Origin of the sequence: Microvirga sp. 2TAF3, from assembly GCF_052114965.1 — a bacterium.
Taxonomy (GTDB): Bacteria; Pseudomonadota; Alphaproteobacteria; order Rhizobiales; family Beijerinckiaceae; genus Microvirga.
The window spans coordinates 200,384-217,268 of the sequence record NZ_JBFRFT010000006.1; the positions used below are offsets into that span (position 1 = coordinate 200,384).

Here is a 16,885-nt window from a genome sequence, read left to right on the forward strand (position 1 = left end):
GCGTCTCGAAGGATGCTGGGGCCATGCCGGTCCGGAACGAGTGGGAACTTTCCCACTCTGGCAAGGTCAGCTCATCTTTTCGATGTTTTGGATGGAGCCGTCATCCGCTCAGAGCGGATGGGCCAGTTTCATCGGATCGAGCAGCGTCGCCGCCTCGGCCTCGGTGATCAATCCGCGTTCGATGGCGAGGTCGGGCACCCGCCTGCCGAGCTTCAGCGCATCCTTGGCGAGTTCGGCACTACGGCCATAGCCGATGAGCGGCACAAGCGCGGTGACGATACCGACGCTGGCGTCGAGATGGACGCGGCAGCGCTCGGCATCGGCCTGGATGCCCTGCACGCATTGCTCGTCGAGGGTGCGCACCGCGCGCTCGAGCAATTGAAGCGAGACATGCAGATTGAAGGCGATCAGGGGCTCCATGGCGTTGAGCTGAAGCTGTCCCGCCTCCGCCGCCAGAGTCACGGCGAGATCGTTGCCGATCACCTGGAAGCACACCTGGTTGACCACCTCGGGAATCACCGGATTCACCTTGCCGGGCATGATCGACGAGCCGGGCTGCATCTCGGGCAGATGGATCTCGCCCAATCCGCCGCGCGGGCCGCTCGACAGAAGCCGCAGGTCGTTGGCGATCTTGGAGAGCTTGGTCGCCGAGCGTTTCAGCATGGCCGAGAACAGCACGAAGGCGCCCATGTCCCAGCTCGCCTCCAGGAGATTGCTCGCCCGCACCAGCGGCATGCCGCTGATGGCCGAGAGTTCCACCAGCGCGACTTCCGCATAGCCCTTCGGCGCGTTGAGCCCAGTGCCGATGGCCGTGCCGCCGAGATTGACCTCGCTCAGGAGCGGAGCCATCTCGTTCAGGCGGGCGATATCTTCCCGGATCACCGTCGCGAAGGCGGAAAATTCCTGGCCGAGGGTCATCGGCACCGCGTCCTGAAGCTGGGTACGGCCGAGCTTGATGACATCGGCGAAGGCCCTGGCGCGCTCGTCGAAGCTGTTCGCCAGATCGGCGAGAGCCTCCTCGAGGGAGAGGCGGGCCAGCAGCAGCGAGAGCCTGACCGCGGTCGGGTAGGCATCGTTGGTCGATTGAGAACGGTTCACATCGTCGTTCGGATGAACCGGATCGTAGAGTCCGCGCTTCCCGCCGAGACGCTCGTTGGCGAGATTGGCGACGACTTCATTCATGTTCATGTTGAGCGACGTGCCGGCTCCGCCCTGGATGGCATCGAGGGGAAACGCATCATGATGCTTGCCGTCGATGATTTCGACACAGGCGGCCTCGATGGCATCGCGCTTGACCTCGGAAAGGCCGCCGAGACGGGCATTGGCCCGCGCGGCGGCTTGCTTCGTCATCGCGAGAGCTGCCAGGAGCCAGGGGAAGCGGCTCACCGGGATGCCGGAGATGCGGAAATTGCGGCGCGCCCGCTCGGTCTGTCCACCCCAGAGCACCTCAGCCGGCACATCCACGGGGCCGAGGCTGTCATATTCGCGACGAGTTTCCGCTTGCATCTGGCTCTCCTGCCATAGATCTCCGCACGCCGAGCGGTGCCGCTGACGGTCAGGAGCCGATAAGCCGGCCCCTGGTGATTTTCAAGATTCTTACACTGCAAACGGCGTTACGAAAGACCGCCGGTGTGGAAGGTCTTCGTGGTGGGGTGTTGCCGGCAAGGGTGATGGTACTGCCGATCTGGCCCAGATCGGCAGTACCATCGACCGATCCAAGCTTCGCCGACGGATCGGCGGTTACCTGACGCCCGGAATCGGGCTCTCATTTTGCCCTTGACCTTCCCCTTGTGGGAACCTTTATGGATCTGACCGTCCCGAGATTGAAGGATCCTGTCCGTGACGGAAAAACTCTCATCCCCAGCCGCCTCATCCTCGCAAACCCTTGCGATTCCCATTTCCGGGATGACCTGCGCCTCCTGTGTCGGCCGGGTGGAAAAGGCCATCCGGGCCGTCGAGGGCGTCAAGGATGTCGCGGTCAATCTCGCCACCGAGCGCGCCCAGGTCACCACCCTGCCCGGCATCCGGCCCGAGCCCGTCCTGACCGCCATCCGCAACGCGGGCTACGAGCCCGCGGAGGAGAGTGTCGATCTGGCGATCAAGGGCATGACCTGCGCGTCCTGCGTGGGCCGCGTGGAGCGGGCGCTCAATGCGGTGCCAGGCGTGCTCGGCGCATCCGTCAATCTGGCGACCGAGCGGGCGCATGTGCGCTATGCCGGCGGCGCCGGTGTCATCGCCTCCGCGATCGCCGCCTCCGAGAAGGTTGGCTACCCGGCGGAGCAGGTGCGTACGGACGCGGCCCAGGGGGACAAGGAGAAAGAGGCCCGCGCCGCGGAAATGGCCCGCCTGGGACGTTCCCTCATCATCGCCGCCATCGCGACCATTCCGCTGCTCGTCTTCGAGATGGGCTCACACATGATCGAAGAGCTGCACCACTTGCTGGCGGGCAAGATCGGTGAGGACAACATCAAGCTCATCTGCTTCGTGTTTGCCACCATCGTCCAGTTCGGCCCCGGCCGCGTCTTCTATGTCAAAGGCCTGCCCGCTCTGCTGCGCGGCGCGCCCGACATGAACTCCCTCGTCATGCTGGGCACCAGCACGGCCTATGGATACTCCGTCGTCTCGACCTTCGCGCCCTCCGTGCTGCCGATCGGGATGGATTACACCTATTACGAAGCCGGCGCGGTGATCGTCGCCCTGATCCTGCTCGGGCGCTATTTCGAGGCCCGCGCCAAGGGCCGCACCGGCGATGCGATCCGGCGGCTCATGACCCTGCAGGCGAAGACCGCGCGGGTGATCAAGGACGGTCAGGAGCAGGATGTTCCGGTCGAGGTCGTTCGCGTCGGCGACATCGTGGTCGTCCGCCCGGGCGAGCGGGTGCCGGTGGACGGCGAGGTGATTTCCGGCTCGTCCTTCGTGGATGAATCGATGATCACCGGCGAACCGATCCCCGCCCAGAAGGGCGTCGGCTCCGGCGTGGTCGGCGGCACAGTCAACAAGACGGGCGCCTTCCAGTTCCGCGCGGCGAAGGTGGGCAGCGACACCGTTCTGGCGCAGATCGTGCGCACGGTTGAGGCCGCCCAGGGCGCCAAGCTGCCGATCCAGGCCATCGTGGACAAGATCACCATGTGGTTCGTGCCCGCCGTCATGGCCTGTGCGGCCGTGACCTTCGCCATATGGTTTGCTTTCGGTCCCGATCCGGCGCTGAGCTTCGCCCTCGTCAACGCGGTGGCGGTGCTGATCATCGCCTGCCCCTGCGCCATGGGTCTGGCGACCCCGACTTCCATCATGGTCGGCACGGGCAAGGCGGCGGAACTGGGCATCCTGTTCCGCAGGGGCGAGGCGCTCCAGGCCCTGCGCAACGCGAAGGTGATCGCCCTCGACAAGACCGGAACCCTCACCAAGGGCCGCCCCGAACTCACCGACCTGCAGATGGCCGAAGGCTTCGCGGAGACCGACGTGCTGGGCCTCGTGGCCTCCGTCGAGACCCGCTCCGAGCATCCGATCGCCGAGGCGATCGTGGCGGAGGCGCGCCGTCGCGGCCTCACCCTCGTCGAGCCTGACAGCTTCGAGAGCAAGCCGGGCTTCGGCGTGGTGGCCAAGGTCGGCGGACGCCAGGTCGTCGTCGGTGCCGACCGGCTCATGAGCCAGCAGGGGCATGATCTGAGCGTCTTCGCTGCCACGGCGGTGCGTCTGGCCGCGCAGGGCAAATCCCCCCTCTATGCGGCGGTGGACGGGCGCCTCGCGGCCATCATCGCGGTGGCGGACCCGGTGAAGGAGACCACGCCCGCGGCGCTCAAGGCTCTTCGCGACCTCGGCTTGCGGATCGTCATGATCACCGGCGACAACCGCCGCACGGCGGAAGCCATCGCGCGATCGCTCGGCGTCGACGAAGTGGTGGCGGAGGTTCTGCCGACGGACAAGGCGGATGTGGTCAAGCGCCTGCAGAAGAGCGGCGCGGCGGTCGCCTTCGTCGGCGACGGCATCAACGATGCGCCAGCCCTCGCTCAGGCCGATGTCGGGCTCGCCATCGGCACGGGCACGGACATCGCCATCGAAAGCGCGGATGTGGTGCTGATGTCGGGAGATCTCCGCAACGTCCCCAACGCCATCGCCCTGTCGCAGGCCACGATCCGCAATATCGGGCAGAACCTGTTCTGGGCCTTCGGCTACAACGCGGTCCTAATCCCCGTCGCGGCGGGAGCGCTGTATCCGACCTTCGGAATCCTGCTCTCCCCGATGGTGGCGGGCCTCGCCATGGCGCTCTCGAGCGTGAGTGTCCTGACCAATGCCCTGCGCCTGAAGGGCTTTGCTCCGCCGCTGAGAACCGGCGAGGAACGCGGCGCGGCCCTTCGGCCGGCCCTGGCCAAGTGAGAGGGACAGTTGCCGAGAGCCGTCACGCGGATGCTTTCTTCACAAACGCGGAACAGGCAGGCATTCTGGCCGGCGTCTGATCATGAGTATGAGCGATGAATATCGGTGAAGCAGCTCAAGCGTCCGGCATCTCCGCCAAGATGGTCCGGTATTACGAGAGGATCGGCCTGATCCGCCCTGCGACACGAACGGAGAGCGGATACCGGGTCTATGACGCCGAGGACATCCACACCCTGCGCTTCATCCGCCGCGCGCGAGGCCTAGGGTTTTCGATCGAGGAAACGGGCCAGCTCCTGGCGCTCTGGCGCGACAAGACCCGCGCGAGCGCGGATGTGAAATCCTTCGCGCTCAAGCATGTGAAGGAATTGCAGGCAAAGATCGACGAATTGCAGGCCATGAGCCGGACGCTCCGTCATCTCGCCAGCCATTGTCATGGCGACGACCGGCCCGATTGCCCCATCCTCGACGACATGGCGGCGGTCGGTTCAAACGATGCGAAAAAGGCGGAATGCGCTCACGACCCGGAGCATTGCGACCACGCCCATTGATCGGCGCCTGCGGCGGGCTGCATCGTTTAAAAAGAAATGGCCGGGACAAGCCCGGCCATCGCGTTGCAGAATCCTGTCGGCCAAGCCCTTACGCCGCCTTTTTCTTCGACGGCAGCAGGCCCCGGTTCACCATCGCTTCCGCGATCTGGATCGCGTTCAGGGCCGCGCCCTTGCGCAGGTTGTCGGAGACGCACCAGAAGGCGAGACCGTTTTCGACCGTGATGTCCTCGCGGATGCGGGAGATGTAGGTGGCATCCTCGCCTGCCGCTTCGTGCGGGGTGATGTAGCCGCCGGGCTCGTGCTTATCGATCACGACGATGCCGGGCGCCGAACGCAGGATCTCGCGCGCCTCGTCCGCCGTGATCGGCTTCTCGAACTCCACGTTCACCGCTTCCGAATGGCCGATGAAGACCGGCACGCGCACGCAGGTGGCGGTGAGCTTGATCTTGGGATCAAGAATCTTCTTGGTCTCCGCCATCATCTTCCACTCTTCCTTCGTGAACCCGTCCTCCATGAACACGTCGATCTGGGGAATGAGGTTGAAGGCGATGCGCTTGGGAAACTTCTTTTCCTGCACATCCTGGAGCGAATAGAGCGCCTTGGTCTGGCGGTCGAGCTCGTCCATGCCGTCCTTGCCGGCGCCGGAGACCGACTGGTAGGTCGCAACGACCACGCGCTTGATCCTCGCATGATCGTGAAGGGGTTTCAGGGCCACAACGAGCTGCGCCGTGGAGCAGTTCGGGTTGGCGATGATGCCCTTCTTCATCTCGCGCACGGCTTCGGCATTGACCTCCGGCACCACGAGCGGCACCTCCGGGTCGTAGCGCCAGGCGGAGGAATTATCGATCACCACCGCGCCCTGGGCTGCAATCTTGGGCGACCATTCCTTGGAAATCTCGCCACCGGCAGACATCAAGCACAGATCGACATCGGAGAAATCGTAAGTATCGAGCGTCTTGGCCTTCAGCGTCTTGTCGCCGTAGGAAATCTCGGAACCCTGGCTGCGGCGGGAGGCCAGCGCCACCACTTCATCGGCAGGGAAAGCGCGCTCGGCGAGAATGTCGAGCATCTCGCGGCCCACATTGCCCGTCGCGCCTACAACGGCGACCTTGTAACCCATTGGACTTCTCCTGTTATCGCTCTCCCCGGAGATATAAGAACCCTATTCGGGTGTCGCCTCTCGCCCCGACGGGAGAGAGGACCGGGGACGACGAGGCTACTCGGCCGTTTTCACGGCCGTCGTGACGGTTTTCGTTTTGCTCGTCGTGAGGGTGAGCAGCGTCATTGCCATCGTCCATCCGAAAGCCCGGTTCGGGCTCGGTGGAGCAGAAACACACCAAAGGCCAGCCGTCGTCAAGCGCTCTCTTTGGTTTGAGGGCTCTCTCCATGGCCGGCGAGCACGTCGGTCGAGAGATTGAAGCGGTAGAATACCTTGTCCTGTCTGACCGCCCCGAGCCGCTCGTAGAATGCCCGCGCGCCCCGGTTGCCGCCATCTGTCGTCAGGTCGATGCGGGCGATGCCTTGGCTGCGGGCATACCCGGCAAGCCAGGTCATCAGGGCGTTGCCGATGGCCTGTCCACGTGCGTCCTCCGTGACGAAAAGCTCCTTCACGAACAGAAGTCCCGAGAGCCTGGATCCGGGCCTCAGCACGGCGAAGCACGCGAGGCCGACGGCGCGCCCGCTCAGATAGGCCAGGGCATAGCGCGTCCCTTCCGCCTCCAGCATCGAGCGCTCGACCATCGCCAGCGTCGGCTCGATGGGCTGGGCCACATCCGGGCCCACATAGTGCAGGTCCAAGGCGCGGATCAATGCCGCGACATCGGGTGCATCCTCAGGCGCGGCGAGGCGGATATGGGGCTGGGGCATGGGATCGGCTCGTTAAGATCGTGCGGGGTCGGTAACCTTCGATTCACGTTGCTTATCGAAAGCTTTCGAACGCTTGCCAATGCTACGGTAGAACAATGTCGCGAAATCTGCCGCCGCACTGGATGGGAGCGTCATGTCGAAGGCCACCTATGCCGATCTGGATGAGGACGACATGCTCGACCTCCTGGACGAGCGGCCTGTCGCGCGTGCGCGAAAACCCCTGCCTTGGCTGCGGATGTTCCTGCTGTCCGGGTTCAGCATCGCCGCTCTGGTTTATTTCGCCAGGCAGGACGAACGGCCGATGCCGCTCTCCGGTGGGCCGAAACCCGTTCCGGCCTCCGTCCTGATCGCCCCGCCTCCGATCTGGACGCCGATCGTCCCGGCCAACGCGCTTTACGGCATCGAGAAGGGGTTCGCCCCCGTGACCCTGGAAGCGCGCCAGCATTCGGCGGGCGGGCGCGAGGATACGCTTGTTCTCGGTGCTTTCGGCGATATCCGCCATGGCCGGATCAGCCTCGTTCAGGGCATCACCGAGACAGGCAAGCGCAGCTTCTTCGTCGATATCGTGCGCCGCGCCGCCGATGCCGGCCTTTCCATCACGCGCAACGCCCAGAGCCGGATGGTGATGACCAAGTTCGGGCCCGTGGAAGCGGCCGCCATGACGCTCGCAGGACGAAGCGAGCAGAACTGCCAGGCCTTCCGCTTCGCCGATCCGGAGACGAGCTTCGGCTTTCAGGGCTGGCTTTGCGGGGCCGATGTCCAGCCGGTCGACGAGAACCATCTTGCCTGCTTCATCGACCGGGTCACGCTCGCCGGCGGGGACAATGCGGTGTTGAGAACCCTCTTCGCCCGCGCCGAGCGCAGCCGGACCGATGCCTGCGCGCTGGCGGCCCGCACGGCCTCGATCAGCGTCAAATCGCCGTCCCGACCGTAACTGTCATCCGATGCACGACATTGCAGCCATAGCCGTTGGGATTCCAGCCGGCGGCACGAAGCGGCTGCGTATTCCCTTTCGAATCCGTGGCGCGGGCCATGATTTCGTAGGCGCCGTCTCCCGGCACGGCGAGACTCGCCGACCAGCGCGCCCAATCGTAGCGGTTGCGCAGGGGTTCGAGCGCAGCCTCGACCCAGGTGGCGCCGCCATCGATGGAGAGATCGACGCGGGTGACGACATCGTCCCCGGCCCAGGCGGCGCCGCGAACCGCGATCCGCCGCGTGCCTGAGGGATAAAGACTGCCATCGGCGGGAAAGGAGACGATGCTGCGCACCGGCATGGATTCGAGAATGCGCAGCTCGGCGCCCTTGCCGTCGGATCCAGGCGGGATCGGATGGATGGGCAGGCGGTAGGACAGGCCCTGCATGCCGGGCCCATCGTGCTCCCGGTCGCGGATCCAGATCCGCGTCAGCCATTTCTGGCTGAGCGACCCGGGCCAGCCCGGCACGACGAGGCGCAGTGGACCGCCATGGAGGAACGGCAGCGCCTCTCCGTTCATCGCAAAGGCCAGAAGCGTATGCTCGTCGAGCGCCTTCCCGATCCGCATGCCGCGGGAGATGGAGGGCGTGTCGTAACTGCCCGTCTTGTCGGGATCGGCGCCGTAATGGGCTGTATAAAGGGCGGAATCCTTCAGGCCCGCTTCTCGCAACACATCGCCGAGCGAGATACCGGTCCATTCGGCGCAGCCCGCGCCGCCATTGGTCCAGGGGTTCCCCTCCGCCTTTGGTTCGAAGAACGAACGGCCGTTGCCGCCGCATTCCAGCACCATGCGAAAGGTCTTGTGTGGGAAGCGGCGCTTCAGCTCGGCCAAGGTGAGCCTGAGCGGGCGCTCGACCTCGCCGTCGATGGAGAGGCTCCACTCCTCCGCATTCGCCGGCGGTTCCGGCATCAGGCCGTTATTGCGGACGAAGAATCTGGAAATCGGCGTCGTCGCCTCGTCGAGCAACTCCTCCGGCGTTTCCGCGACGAGCGGCTGCCGTCCGAGCAGGAACAGGCCACGATCCTTGCCGTCGAGTTCAGGGCTTTTGTTAGGCTGATCCACCTTCAACCTTTCTCCCACCGCCACGCAACGGGCATCGAGATTCTAGCGCACAATCGTGTCGGCAAAATGGGAATCGCCTTGCCGAATCGTGTGTAAACCAAAGGGTGAAGCGGGCGCGATGACGACGGTCGGATCGGCCTGCTCCGAAGCGGAACAATTTAAGCGACGCCGCCTTGTTCCGATAGTCCGCCGATCCTTGAAAGGCGCCGGGCGGATCGTGACAGCGCGCCTTTGCTCGAGGTTAAGCTGGAGGTTCAGATGCGCCGTCTCGCTGCTCTCGGTTTGGCTTCGCTGGCTGCGATCACAGCCTTTTCTGTCATCGCCGAAGCGCAACCCCGTAGGGAACGTCCCCTGGTCTTCAGGGTTACTCCCCGTTCTTTCCTTGATCCTGGGAACGTCGTGCCCGCCGACTCCATCAACCCGGGCATCACCGGCTATGGTCAGACGCAATCCTATCTGCTGAGCCCGCCCTATGCGCCTGCCGGCGCGGGCTTCGGCGTGGGCACTCTTCCCGACCCAATCACCAACGGGCCCTTCGTCGGCGCGCGCAATCCCTTCCCGCCCCTCGACCTGAATCCGAACATCGAGACGACGGGCTCGATCCGGTAGGGTTCCATCGCAGAGTAAAAAGCCCCGGCATGACCGGGGCTTCTGGTCCTCAGGAAAGGGCGCTCAGCTCCTTCACGATGGCATCGCCCACATCCTGCGTGCCGACGGCGTTCATGCCGGGGGCTGCGATGTCCTTGGTGCGCGTGCCGGAGGCGAGCACATTAGCGATGGCCTTCTCCAAGAGATCCGCCGCCTCGATGAGGCCGAAGGAATAGCGCAGGGCCATGCCGAAGGAGCCGATCATCGCGATGGGATTGGCGAGGCCCTTGCCGGCGATGTCGGGGGCGGAACCGTGGACCGGCTCATAGAGCGCCTTGCGGCTGCCGGTCTTCGGGTCCTCCGCGCCGAGCGAGGCGGAAGGCAGCATGCCGAGCGAGCCGGTGAGCATGGCGGCAATATCGGAGAGGATGTCGCCGAACAGGTTGTCGGTGACGATCACGTCGAACTGCTTCGGATTGCGCACGAGCTGCATGGCGGCGTTGTCGGCAAGCACATGCTCGAGTTGCACGTCGGCGAATTCCGCCTTGTGAATACGCGAGACCACCTGGCGCCAGAGCACGCCGGTCTTCATCACGTTGCTCTTCTCGGCCGAGGACACCTTGTTGCGGCGCTTCTTGGCGAGGTCGAAGGCGACGCGGGTGATGCGTTCGATTTCGCCCGTGGTGTAGAGCTGCGTGTCGACCGCGCGCTGCGAGCCGTCCTCGAGCGTCACCAGCTCCTTCGGCTCGCCGAAATAGACGCCGCCGGTGAGCTCGCGCACGATCATGATATCGAGCCCTTCCACCACCTCGCGCTTGAGAGAGGAGGCATCGGCCAGCGCCGGATAGCAGATGGCCGGGCGCAGGTTCGCGAAGAGGCCGAGGTCCTTGCGCAAGCGCAGGAGGCCGGCTTCGGGCCGCACCGCGTAAGGCACGTTGTCCCATTTCGGTCCGCCGACCGCGCCGAACAGCACCGCATCGGCGGCCTGCGCGCGCTTCATGGCGTCCTCAGAGATCGACACCTTATGCGCATCATAGGCCGAACCGCCGACGAGATCCGTCTCGGTCTCGAAGCCGACGCCGTTCCTGGCGAACCAGCCCACAATCTTCTCGACCTCGCGCATGACCTCCGGACCGATGCCGTCGCCGGGGAGAAGGAGAAGCTTGTGCGTTGCCATGATGAATTCCTGATCGATGATTGGCCGTCACGGCCGGGTCGGACCCGGCCCTCCGCGTCTTTTCACGCCAGACCTTTTAACGGCGCGGAGGCCCGGCTTGAAGCGCCTGGCCCGACGGTGAGGGGTTTAGGCGCGACAGCCCAGGTTTGGCAAGCGTTTGTCGTGTCGTCCGTTAGGCTGACACGTCACGCCGGGCGGCGGGCGAAGGCCAGCGCGATACCGAAGGCGATCATCATGGAACCGGACAGGCGGTTGAACCAGGCCAGGGTCCGCCCGGTGCGGGCGAGAGAGCCGAGACGCTGCCCGAGCAGCGCATAGAGAATGACGGCGACGATCTCCAGAGCCAAGAAGGTGACGCCCATCACCGCGAAGCTCGCGCCATAGGCATCGAGATCGAGGAATTGCGGGAAGAAGGCCGTAAAGACCAGGATCGCCTTCGGGTTGCCGATGGCCGTCCAGAATTCCTGCACGACGAGGGCCGGAAGGGGCCGCCGCGGAGAGGCTTCCTTCGCTTCAACCGCCTCCACTTTGGTGGCCCTGAGGATCCTGATGCCGAGCCAGACGAGATAGGCGGCCCCGATCCATTTCACGACCGTGAAAGCCAGTTCCGACGCAGCCAGAACGGCCCCAAGGCCGATGGCCGCCAACACGATCATCAGAGCGAAGGCGATAAGGCGTCCCGCCGCGGCGAAGGCGGCGATGCGCACGCCGCTTTGCATGCCGTAGGTCAGTGACAACAGGTTATTGGGCCCGAAGGCGAGATTGATCGCGAAACAGGCCGGAGCGAACAGGAGGAAGGTGTTCCAGGACATGATGGCCTTCAGGCTTTGAGAGCCGTGGCCTCGATCTCGATTTTCATCTCGGGAACGAGGAGCTCTTTGACGACGAGAAAAGTCGCAGCCGGCCGGACATCGTGAAGGATCTCCCCGCAGACTTTCAAGATCGTCTCCGCATGCCCGGGATCCGTTGCGTAGTAGGTCACGCGGACAAGGTCGTTCAGACCGGAGCCCGCTTCCTGCAAGTATCGCTCAATCGTCTTCCAGCAGTTGCGCGTCTGTTGCCCGACGTCATCCGGCATCGTCATCCTGGAATAGTCGTATCCGGTTGTGCCGGCCATGAAGACCCAAGGTCCCTGGACGACCGCGCGCGAGTAGCCATAGGCTTTCTCCATGGGAGAGCCGCTCGAAAGAAGATGGCGTTTCATGAAAACTCCTGACGCTTGGGCGACAGAGTTGACACCAAAGCCACTATCCCCGCAACGCTTCCAGCACCTTGCCGCCGGGGCGGCCGCGCGGTTCGAGGCCGAGGCGGCGCTCCACGTCCTTGATGGCATCGCGGGTTTTCTGGCCGATCTTGCCGTCCGGCTCGCCCACATCGTAGCCGCGGGAGGTCAGGAGCTGTTGCAGCTCACGGCGCTGGGCGCGGGAGAGCGGCGGATCGTCGGTCGGCCAGGCGGTGCGGATGCCCGGCTGGCCCTTGAGGCGATCGCCGAGGAGCGCGATGGCGAGGCCGTAGGATTCGGCGGCGTTGTAGGAATAGACCGCGTCGAAATTCTTGGTCACGATGAAGGCAGGCCCGTTCACCCCTGCCGGGATGATGATGCCGGCGGCGTAATTGCCGGAAAGCGGACGCCCATCGACACGGGTGACGCCCATCGACGCCCAGGACGAGAGCGGGCGCTTGGCCTTGCGGCCGGCGAGGCTCGCGTTGAAGTTCGCGGGCAGCCGCACCTCGTAGCCCCATGGCAGGCCGTTCGACCAGCCCGCTTTCTTCAGGAAGTTGGCGGTGGAGGCGACAGCGTCCGGCACCGAGGTCATGATGTCCCGATGCCCATCCCCATCGCCGTCGACCGCGAGGCGCTGGAAGGTGGAGGGCATGAACTGGGTATGGCCGAAGGCTCCGGCCCAGGAACCGCGCAGGTTCGCCGGATCGATGTCGCCGTCCTGGACGATCTTCAGGGTCGCCATCAATTCGCCGGTGAAATATTCGCGTCGGCGCGGCGCGTAGCAGGCGAGCGTCGAGAGGGACTGCACCAGCGGCCGCCCGCCGATATCCTTGCCGAAATTGGATTCCACGCCCCAGACGCCGGCGATCACATGGCGGTCGACGCCGAAGCGCGCTTCGGCTGCGGCCAGAGCTTGGCCCCATTGCCGCATGGCGTTGCGCCCGTCCTGCACCCGCTCGTCGTCGACGAGGGCGGAGAGATAGTCCCAGATCGGGGTCTTGAACTCAGGCTGGTTGTCCATGAGTTCGAGGATCTGCATGTCCGGCGCGATGCCGCGCGTGGCCACATCGAAGGCCTGGCCGGAAATTCCCTTGGCGGCCGCCTGGCTGCGCAAGGAGGACAGGCAGGAGCGGAAATCTCCCTGAGCGGATGCCGGCGTCGCGGCAACCAGCCCGAGGAGAGCGAAGATCGCGGGGGCAAGGATACGAATCATGCCCCCGAATGTGCGGTCAATTTGGTTAATATTAGGCAACCGGGTTTTAGCCGCAGGCTTTCTCACGCCCGTCATTCCGGGGCCGCGCAGCGGAGCCCGGAACCCATAGCCGCTAAAATCTCAGTATGAAGTCATCCGGCTGCCGTCGCGTCTTGTCCGGAACCGTCAGCGCTTATGGGTTCCGGGCTCGCCTGTGGCGACCCGGAATGACGCTGAGAGCGACTCTATGCCCAGAGGCGCGCGTCGAGCTTCTTCTCGAAGGTGTCGATGGCGGCCGCCTTTTCCATGGTCAGGCCGATGCCGTCGAGGCCGTTGAGCAGGCAATGCTTGCGGAACGGATCGATGTCGAACTTGACCGAGCCGCCGTCGGGACCGCGGATTTCCTGCTTCTCGAGATCGACGGTCAGCGTCGCGTTGGCGCCGCGCTCGGCATCGTCGAAGAGCTTTTCGAGATCCTCAGGCGAGACCTTGATCGGCAGAATGCCGTTCTGGAAGCAGTTGTTGTAGAAGATGTCGGCGAATCCGGTCGAGATCACGCAGCGGATGCCGAAATCGAGCAGCGCCCAGGGGGCATGCTCGCGCGACGAGCCGCAGCCGAAATTGTCGCCGGCGACCAGGATCTGCGCCTTGCGGTAGGCCGGCTGGTTGAGCACGAAATCCGGATTCTCCGAACCGTCCTCGCGATAGCGCATCTCGGAGAAGAGCCCGGTGCCAAGGCCCGTGCGCTTGATCGTCTTCAGGTACTGCTTCGGGATGATCATATCGGTGTCGACATTGATGATCCGCAGCGGCGCCGCGACGCTTTCCAGCACAGTGAACTTGTCCATCGTCATCCATCCTTCGGCGGCATCTGGCCCGCTCCGGCAGCGTCATATCAAAGCCTTCGCGACAGGACTAGGCCAATCGTGGTCGCGGCGAGGAAAGCGGCGATCTCGTTGAGGGCTTCAACCGCGAGCGGTGGAAGCGGAGCGGCGGGACCGATCATTGCATCGTCTTCCGGAAAGTGAGGATCTCAGCCCGCCGCCGCCTCGATGGCCTCCATGTCCTCGTCGGACAGGCCGAAATGGTGGCCGATCTCGTGCACGAGCACATGGGTGATGAGATCGCCCAGGGTTTCCTCGTGCTCGGCCCAGTAATCGAGGATCGGGCGGCGGTAGAGCCAGACCATGTTGGGGAACTGGCCCGTATGCATGATGCCGCCGGTCTGCGCGAGACCCACGCCGCGAAACAGGCCGAGCAGGTCGAACGGCGTCTCGCATTCCATGTCCCGCAGGGTCTCGTCATCCGGAAAATCCTCGACGCGGATCACGACGCCTTCGCAGAGCTGGCGAAACTCCTCCGGCAGACGGTCATAGGCGCTGCGGGCAAGGGTTTCGAGATCGGCGAGCGACGGAGCTTGGAGGTTCGCGAAATCGATCATGGGTACTTTTGGACAATCACAGAAGGCGAAGCTGCACGGCGAGCCAATAGGTCAGCACGATCACGCCGATGAGCGACAAGGCGCGGCCGATGCGGCGACCCCAGAGTTCGATCGGATCGGTGCTGCCGCCATCCGCATCCCCGATGGCATCGCGCGCGCCGAAATGATCCACCAGACGGCGGCTCATGCGGCTGAGCGAGGACGAGCCGATGGTTTCCGAATCGCGCTTCACGCGCTCGAGGACTTCGCGGGATTCCTGTTCTTCCTTGCTCATAGACCCCTCCTCGAAACTGTGCCGTGCGCGGCACGGCTGAGAACAAACACCCATGCATGACGGAACAGCTCGCCAAGCCTGACGTTAACCGCTCCAGTTATCACTTAGAAGAGATGAGGATCTCATGCGTCAATTTCTCGGAATCCTGGCAGCGGCCGGGCTGGTGGTTCTCGGCTCCGGTGCAGCCTCGGCTCAGGACCTGAATGTGCGGGTCGGCGTCGGCGATCGTGGTCCGGGCGTTCACGTGGTCCGCGAGGATCATGTCCGCCCGGCTTACCGTCACCGCGTCATCGAGCGCCGCGTGGTGGAACGTCCCGCCCGCATGCGCACCGTTTGTCGCACGGTGATGCGCGAGCGGGTGCGTCCCAACGGCGATATCGTCCGCCGTCCGACCGCGGTGTGCCGTCAGGTCGTGGCTGGAGGCCGGCGGGTCTATGTCGATTAAGGCGTAAGATCTCCAAAGAAAAAAGGCGGCGACTTCAGCGGTCGCCGCCTTTTCATGGATCGGGAAAACATCAGCCCCAGTTGCGGATATCCACGAACCGGCCCGTGATCGCCGCCGCCGCCGCCATGGCTGGCGAGACGAGGTGGGTGCGGCCCTTGAAGCCCTGGCGGCCCTCGAAGTTGCGGTTCGAGGTGGAGGCGCAGCGCTCCTGCGGCGCCAGACGATCCGCGTTCATGGCGAGGCACATGGAGCAGCCGGGCTCGCGCCAGTCGAAGCCGGCGGCCTTGAAGATCTTGTCGAGACCTTCCGCTTCGGCCTGCATCTTCACGATGCCGGAGCCGGGAACGATCATGGCGTTGACCGCCTGATGGACCTGACGGCCCTCGACGACCTTCGCGACCGCGCGCAGATCCTCGATGCGGCCATTGGTGCAGGAACCGATGAAGACGCGGTCGAGCGCGATGTCGGTGATCTTGGTGCCGGGCTTGAGGCCCATATATTCGAGCGCGCGCCACTTGGAGAGGCGCTTGTTCTCGTCCTGGATGTCGTCCGGGTTCGGCACCGCGCCGGCCACCGAAATCACGTCCTCGGGGCTCGTGCCCCAGGTGACGATGGGCGGCAGGTTCGCCGCGTCGAGCTTCAGCTCGGTATCGAAGAACGCACCTTCGTCGGTGCGCAAGGAATCCCAATAGCGCACAGCCGCATCCCAGGCCTCGCCCTTCGGCGATTTCGGGCGGTCCTTCAGATAGGCATAGGTCTTCTCGTCGGGGGCGACCATGCCCGCGCGGGCGCCGCCCTCGATGGCCATGTTGCAGACCGTCATGCGGCCTTCCATGGACAGCGAGCGGATAGCCTCGCCCGCATATTCCATGACATGGCCGGTGCCACCGGCGGTGCCGGTCTCGCCGATGATCGAGAGGATGATGTCCTTCGCGGTCACGCCCTCGGGCAGCTTGCCGTCGACGGTGACGCGGAAGTTCTTCGCCTTCTTCTGGATCAGGGTCTGGGTCGCGAGAACGTGCTCCACTTCCGACGTGCCGATGCCATGGGCGAGCGCCCCGAAGGCGCCGTGGGTGGAGGTATGGCTGTCGCCGCAGACGATGGTCATGCCCGGAAGCGTGAAGCCCTGCTCCGGACCGACCACGTGGACGATGCCCTGGCGGGTGTCGAGTTCGTCATAATACTCGACACCGAAATCCTTGGCGTTCCGGGCGAGCGTCGCCACCTGGGTCGCGGATTCGGGATCGTCGATGCCCTTGGAGCGGTCGGTCGTCGGGACGTTGTGATCGACGACGGCCAGCGTCTTGTGCGGCTGGCGCACCTTGCGGCCCGCCACGCGCAGACCCTCGAAGGCCTGCGGGCTCGTCACCTCATGCACGAGGTGGCGATCAATGTAGAGAAGGCACGTCCCGTCATCCTGCCGGTCGACGACGTGGTCGTCGAAGATCTTGTCATAGAGGGTGCGGGGATTGGCCATGGTTCTCCATCCAACAAACTTGCCAACAAACTTGCCAGCGAACTTGGAAACTGTACGGTCCGGTGTTTAGCCGGTCTCGGCGACGACGGAAAGGCGTCTTGAAGGCGCACAGCCTTGAAATCATTGCATAGCCGGCCGGCCGCGCCACGCAATAAAATTCTTCGCGCTTCAACCGCCCTGCGGTCCGAAAAGCAAAAAAGCGCGGCCGGAACCGCGCTTTCCAAACTCTCGGTCTTTCGAGA

General features: G+C 64.5%; 17 protein-coding genes. 5 read left to right on the plus strand and 12 right to left on the minus strand.

Going from position 1 to position 16,885, the window contains the following annotated elements; translation table 11 throughout:
- Nucleotides 1-108: 108 nt before the first annotated feature.
- Nucleotides 109-1,506, minus strand: a complete 1,398-nt coding sequence (locus AB4Y97_RS08765) for an aspartate ammonia-lyase (protein WP_441998642.1) — start codon at nt 1,504-1,506, stop codon at nt 109-111.
- A 333-nt stretch (nt 1,507-1,839) separates the two neighbouring features.
- On the opposite strand from AB4Y97_RS08765, the gene AB4Y97_RS08770 reads away from it, so the two are divergent.
- Nucleotides 1,840-4,374 carry a heavy metal translocating P-type ATPase gene (locus AB4Y97_RS08770; RefSeq protein ID WP_441998643.1) on the plus strand — a complete coding sequence of 845 codons (2,535 nt, stop codon included), beginning with the start codon at nt 1,840-1,842 and terminating at the stop codon, nt 4,372-4,374.
- A gap of 95 nt (nt 4,375-4,469) precedes the next feature.
- Entirely contained in the window at nt 4,470-4,922 is a 453-nt protein-coding gene (cueR, locus tag AB4Y97_RS08775) for a Cu(I)-responsive transcriptional regulator (protein ID WP_441998644.1), read from the plus strand.
- An 88-nt stretch (nt 4,923-5,010) separates the two neighbouring features.
- Here cueR and AB4Y97_RS08780 read toward each other — a convergent pair whose 3' ends face one another.
- Both AB4Y97_RS08780 and AB4Y97_RS08785 read right to left on the minus strand, forming a co-directional pair.
- The gene (locus tag AB4Y97_RS08780; protein WP_441998645.1) at nt 5,011-6,042 is read right to left on the minus strand and encodes an aspartate-semialdehyde dehydrogenase; all 1,032 of its coding nucleotides are present in this window, start codon (nt 6,040-6,042) and stop codon (nt 5,011-5,013) included.
- A gap of 233 nt (nt 6,043-6,275) precedes the next feature.
- On the minus strand, nt 6,276-6,788 hold the full coding sequence (locus AB4Y97_RS08785; RefSeq protein ID WP_441998646.1) for a GNAT family N-acetyltransferase: 513 nt from the start codon (nt 6,786-6,788) through the stop codon (nt 6,276-6,278).
- Between the two features lie 133 nt (nt 6,789-6,921).
- On the opposite strand from AB4Y97_RS08785, the gene AB4Y97_RS08790 reads away from it, so the two are divergent.
- A complete protein-coding gene (locus tag AB4Y97_RS08790; RefSeq protein ID WP_441998647.1) occupies nt 6,922-7,722 on the plus strand; it encodes a hypothetical protein in 801 nt (266 codons plus the stop codon).
- Here AB4Y97_RS08790 and AB4Y97_RS08795 read toward each other — a convergent pair.
- On the minus strand, nt 7,700-8,824 hold the full coding sequence (locus tag AB4Y97_RS08795) for a sulfite oxidase (RefSeq protein ID WP_441998648.1): 1,125 nt from the start codon (nt 8,822-8,824) through the stop codon (nt 7,700-7,702). The genes AB4Y97_RS08790 and AB4Y97_RS08795 overlap by 23 nt on opposite strands.
- Nucleotides 8,825-9,082: 258 nt before the next feature.
- Here AB4Y97_RS08795 and AB4Y97_RS08800 point away from each other — a divergent pair, with 258 nt between their 5' ends.
- The gene (locus tag AB4Y97_RS08800) at nt 9,083-9,433 is read left to right on the plus strand and encodes a hypothetical protein (RefSeq protein ID WP_441998649.1); all 351 of its coding nucleotides are present in this window, start codon (nt 9,083-9,085) and stop codon (nt 9,431-9,433) included.
- Nucleotides 9,434-9,482: 49 nt separating this feature from the next.
- On the opposite strand, the gene leuB is transcribed toward AB4Y97_RS08800, so the two are convergent.
- The 7 genes from leuB to AB4Y97_RS08835 all read right to left on the minus strand — a co-directional run bounded on the left by leuB (nt 9,483) and on the right by AB4Y97_RS08835 (nt 14,721).
- Nucleotides 9,483-10,589 carry a 3-isopropylmalate dehydrogenase gene (gene leuB / locus AB4Y97_RS08805; RefSeq protein WP_441998650.1) on the minus strand — a complete coding sequence of 369 codons (1,107 nt, stop codon included), beginning with the start codon at nt 10,587-10,589 and terminating at the stop codon, nt 9,483-9,485.
- A 185-nt stretch (nt 10,590-10,774) separates the two neighbouring features.
- Nucleotides 10,775-11,401, minus strand: coding sequence for a LysE family translocator (locus AB4Y97_RS08810; RefSeq protein ID WP_441998651.1), 627 nt, complete (start codon nt 11,399-11,401; stop codon nt 10,775-10,777).
- Nucleotides 11,402-11,409: 8 nt separating this feature from the next.
- Nucleotides 11,410-11,793 (minus strand): RidA family protein, encoded by a 384-nt coding sequence (locus AB4Y97_RS08815; RefSeq protein ID WP_441998652.1) that lies wholly within the window; start codon nt 11,791-11,793, stop codon nt 11,410-11,412.
- 43 nt (nt 11,794-11,836) lie between these two features.
- Complete coding sequence (locus AB4Y97_RS08820; protein WP_441998653.1) at nt 11,837-13,027, minus strand: lytic murein transglycosylase; 1,191 nt, start codon at nt 13,025-13,027, stop codon at nt 11,837-11,839.
- Between the two features lie 224 nt (nt 13,028-13,251).
- Entirely contained in the window at nt 13,252-13,854 is a 603-nt protein-coding gene (gene leuD / locus AB4Y97_RS08825) for a 3-isopropylmalate dehydratase small subunit (RefSeq protein WP_441998654.1), read from the minus strand.
- 185 nt (nt 13,855-14,039) lie between these two features.
- Nucleotides 14,040-14,447 (minus strand): metallopeptidase family protein, encoded by a 408-nt coding sequence (locus tag AB4Y97_RS08830; RefSeq protein ID WP_441998655.1) that lies wholly within the window; start codon nt 14,445-14,447, stop codon nt 14,040-14,042.
- A 16-nt stretch (nt 14,448-14,463) separates the two neighbouring features.
- A complete protein-coding gene (locus AB4Y97_RS08835) occupies nt 14,464-14,721 on the minus strand; it encodes a hypothetical protein (RefSeq protein ID WP_441998656.1) in 258 nt (85 codons plus the stop codon).
- 124 nt (nt 14,722-14,845) lie between these two features.
- Between AB4Y97_RS08835 and AB4Y97_RS08840 the strand changes: the two genes are divergently transcribed.
- Nucleotides 14,846-15,166: a hypothetical protein gene (locus tag AB4Y97_RS08840; protein WP_441998657.1), complete on the plus strand. Its 321-nt coding sequence runs from the start codon at nt 14,846-14,848 to the stop codon at nt 15,164-15,166.
- Nucleotides 15,167-15,236: 70 nt separating this feature from the next.
- Here the strand turns inward: AB4Y97_RS08840 and leuC are convergent, their stop codons facing one another.
- Nucleotides 15,237-16,643, minus strand: a complete 1,407-nt coding sequence (leuC, locus tag AB4Y97_RS08845) for a 3-isopropylmalate dehydratase large subunit (protein WP_441998658.1) — start codon at nt 16,641-16,643, stop codon at nt 15,237-15,239.
- Nucleotides 16,644-16,885: the final 242 nt, after the last annotated feature.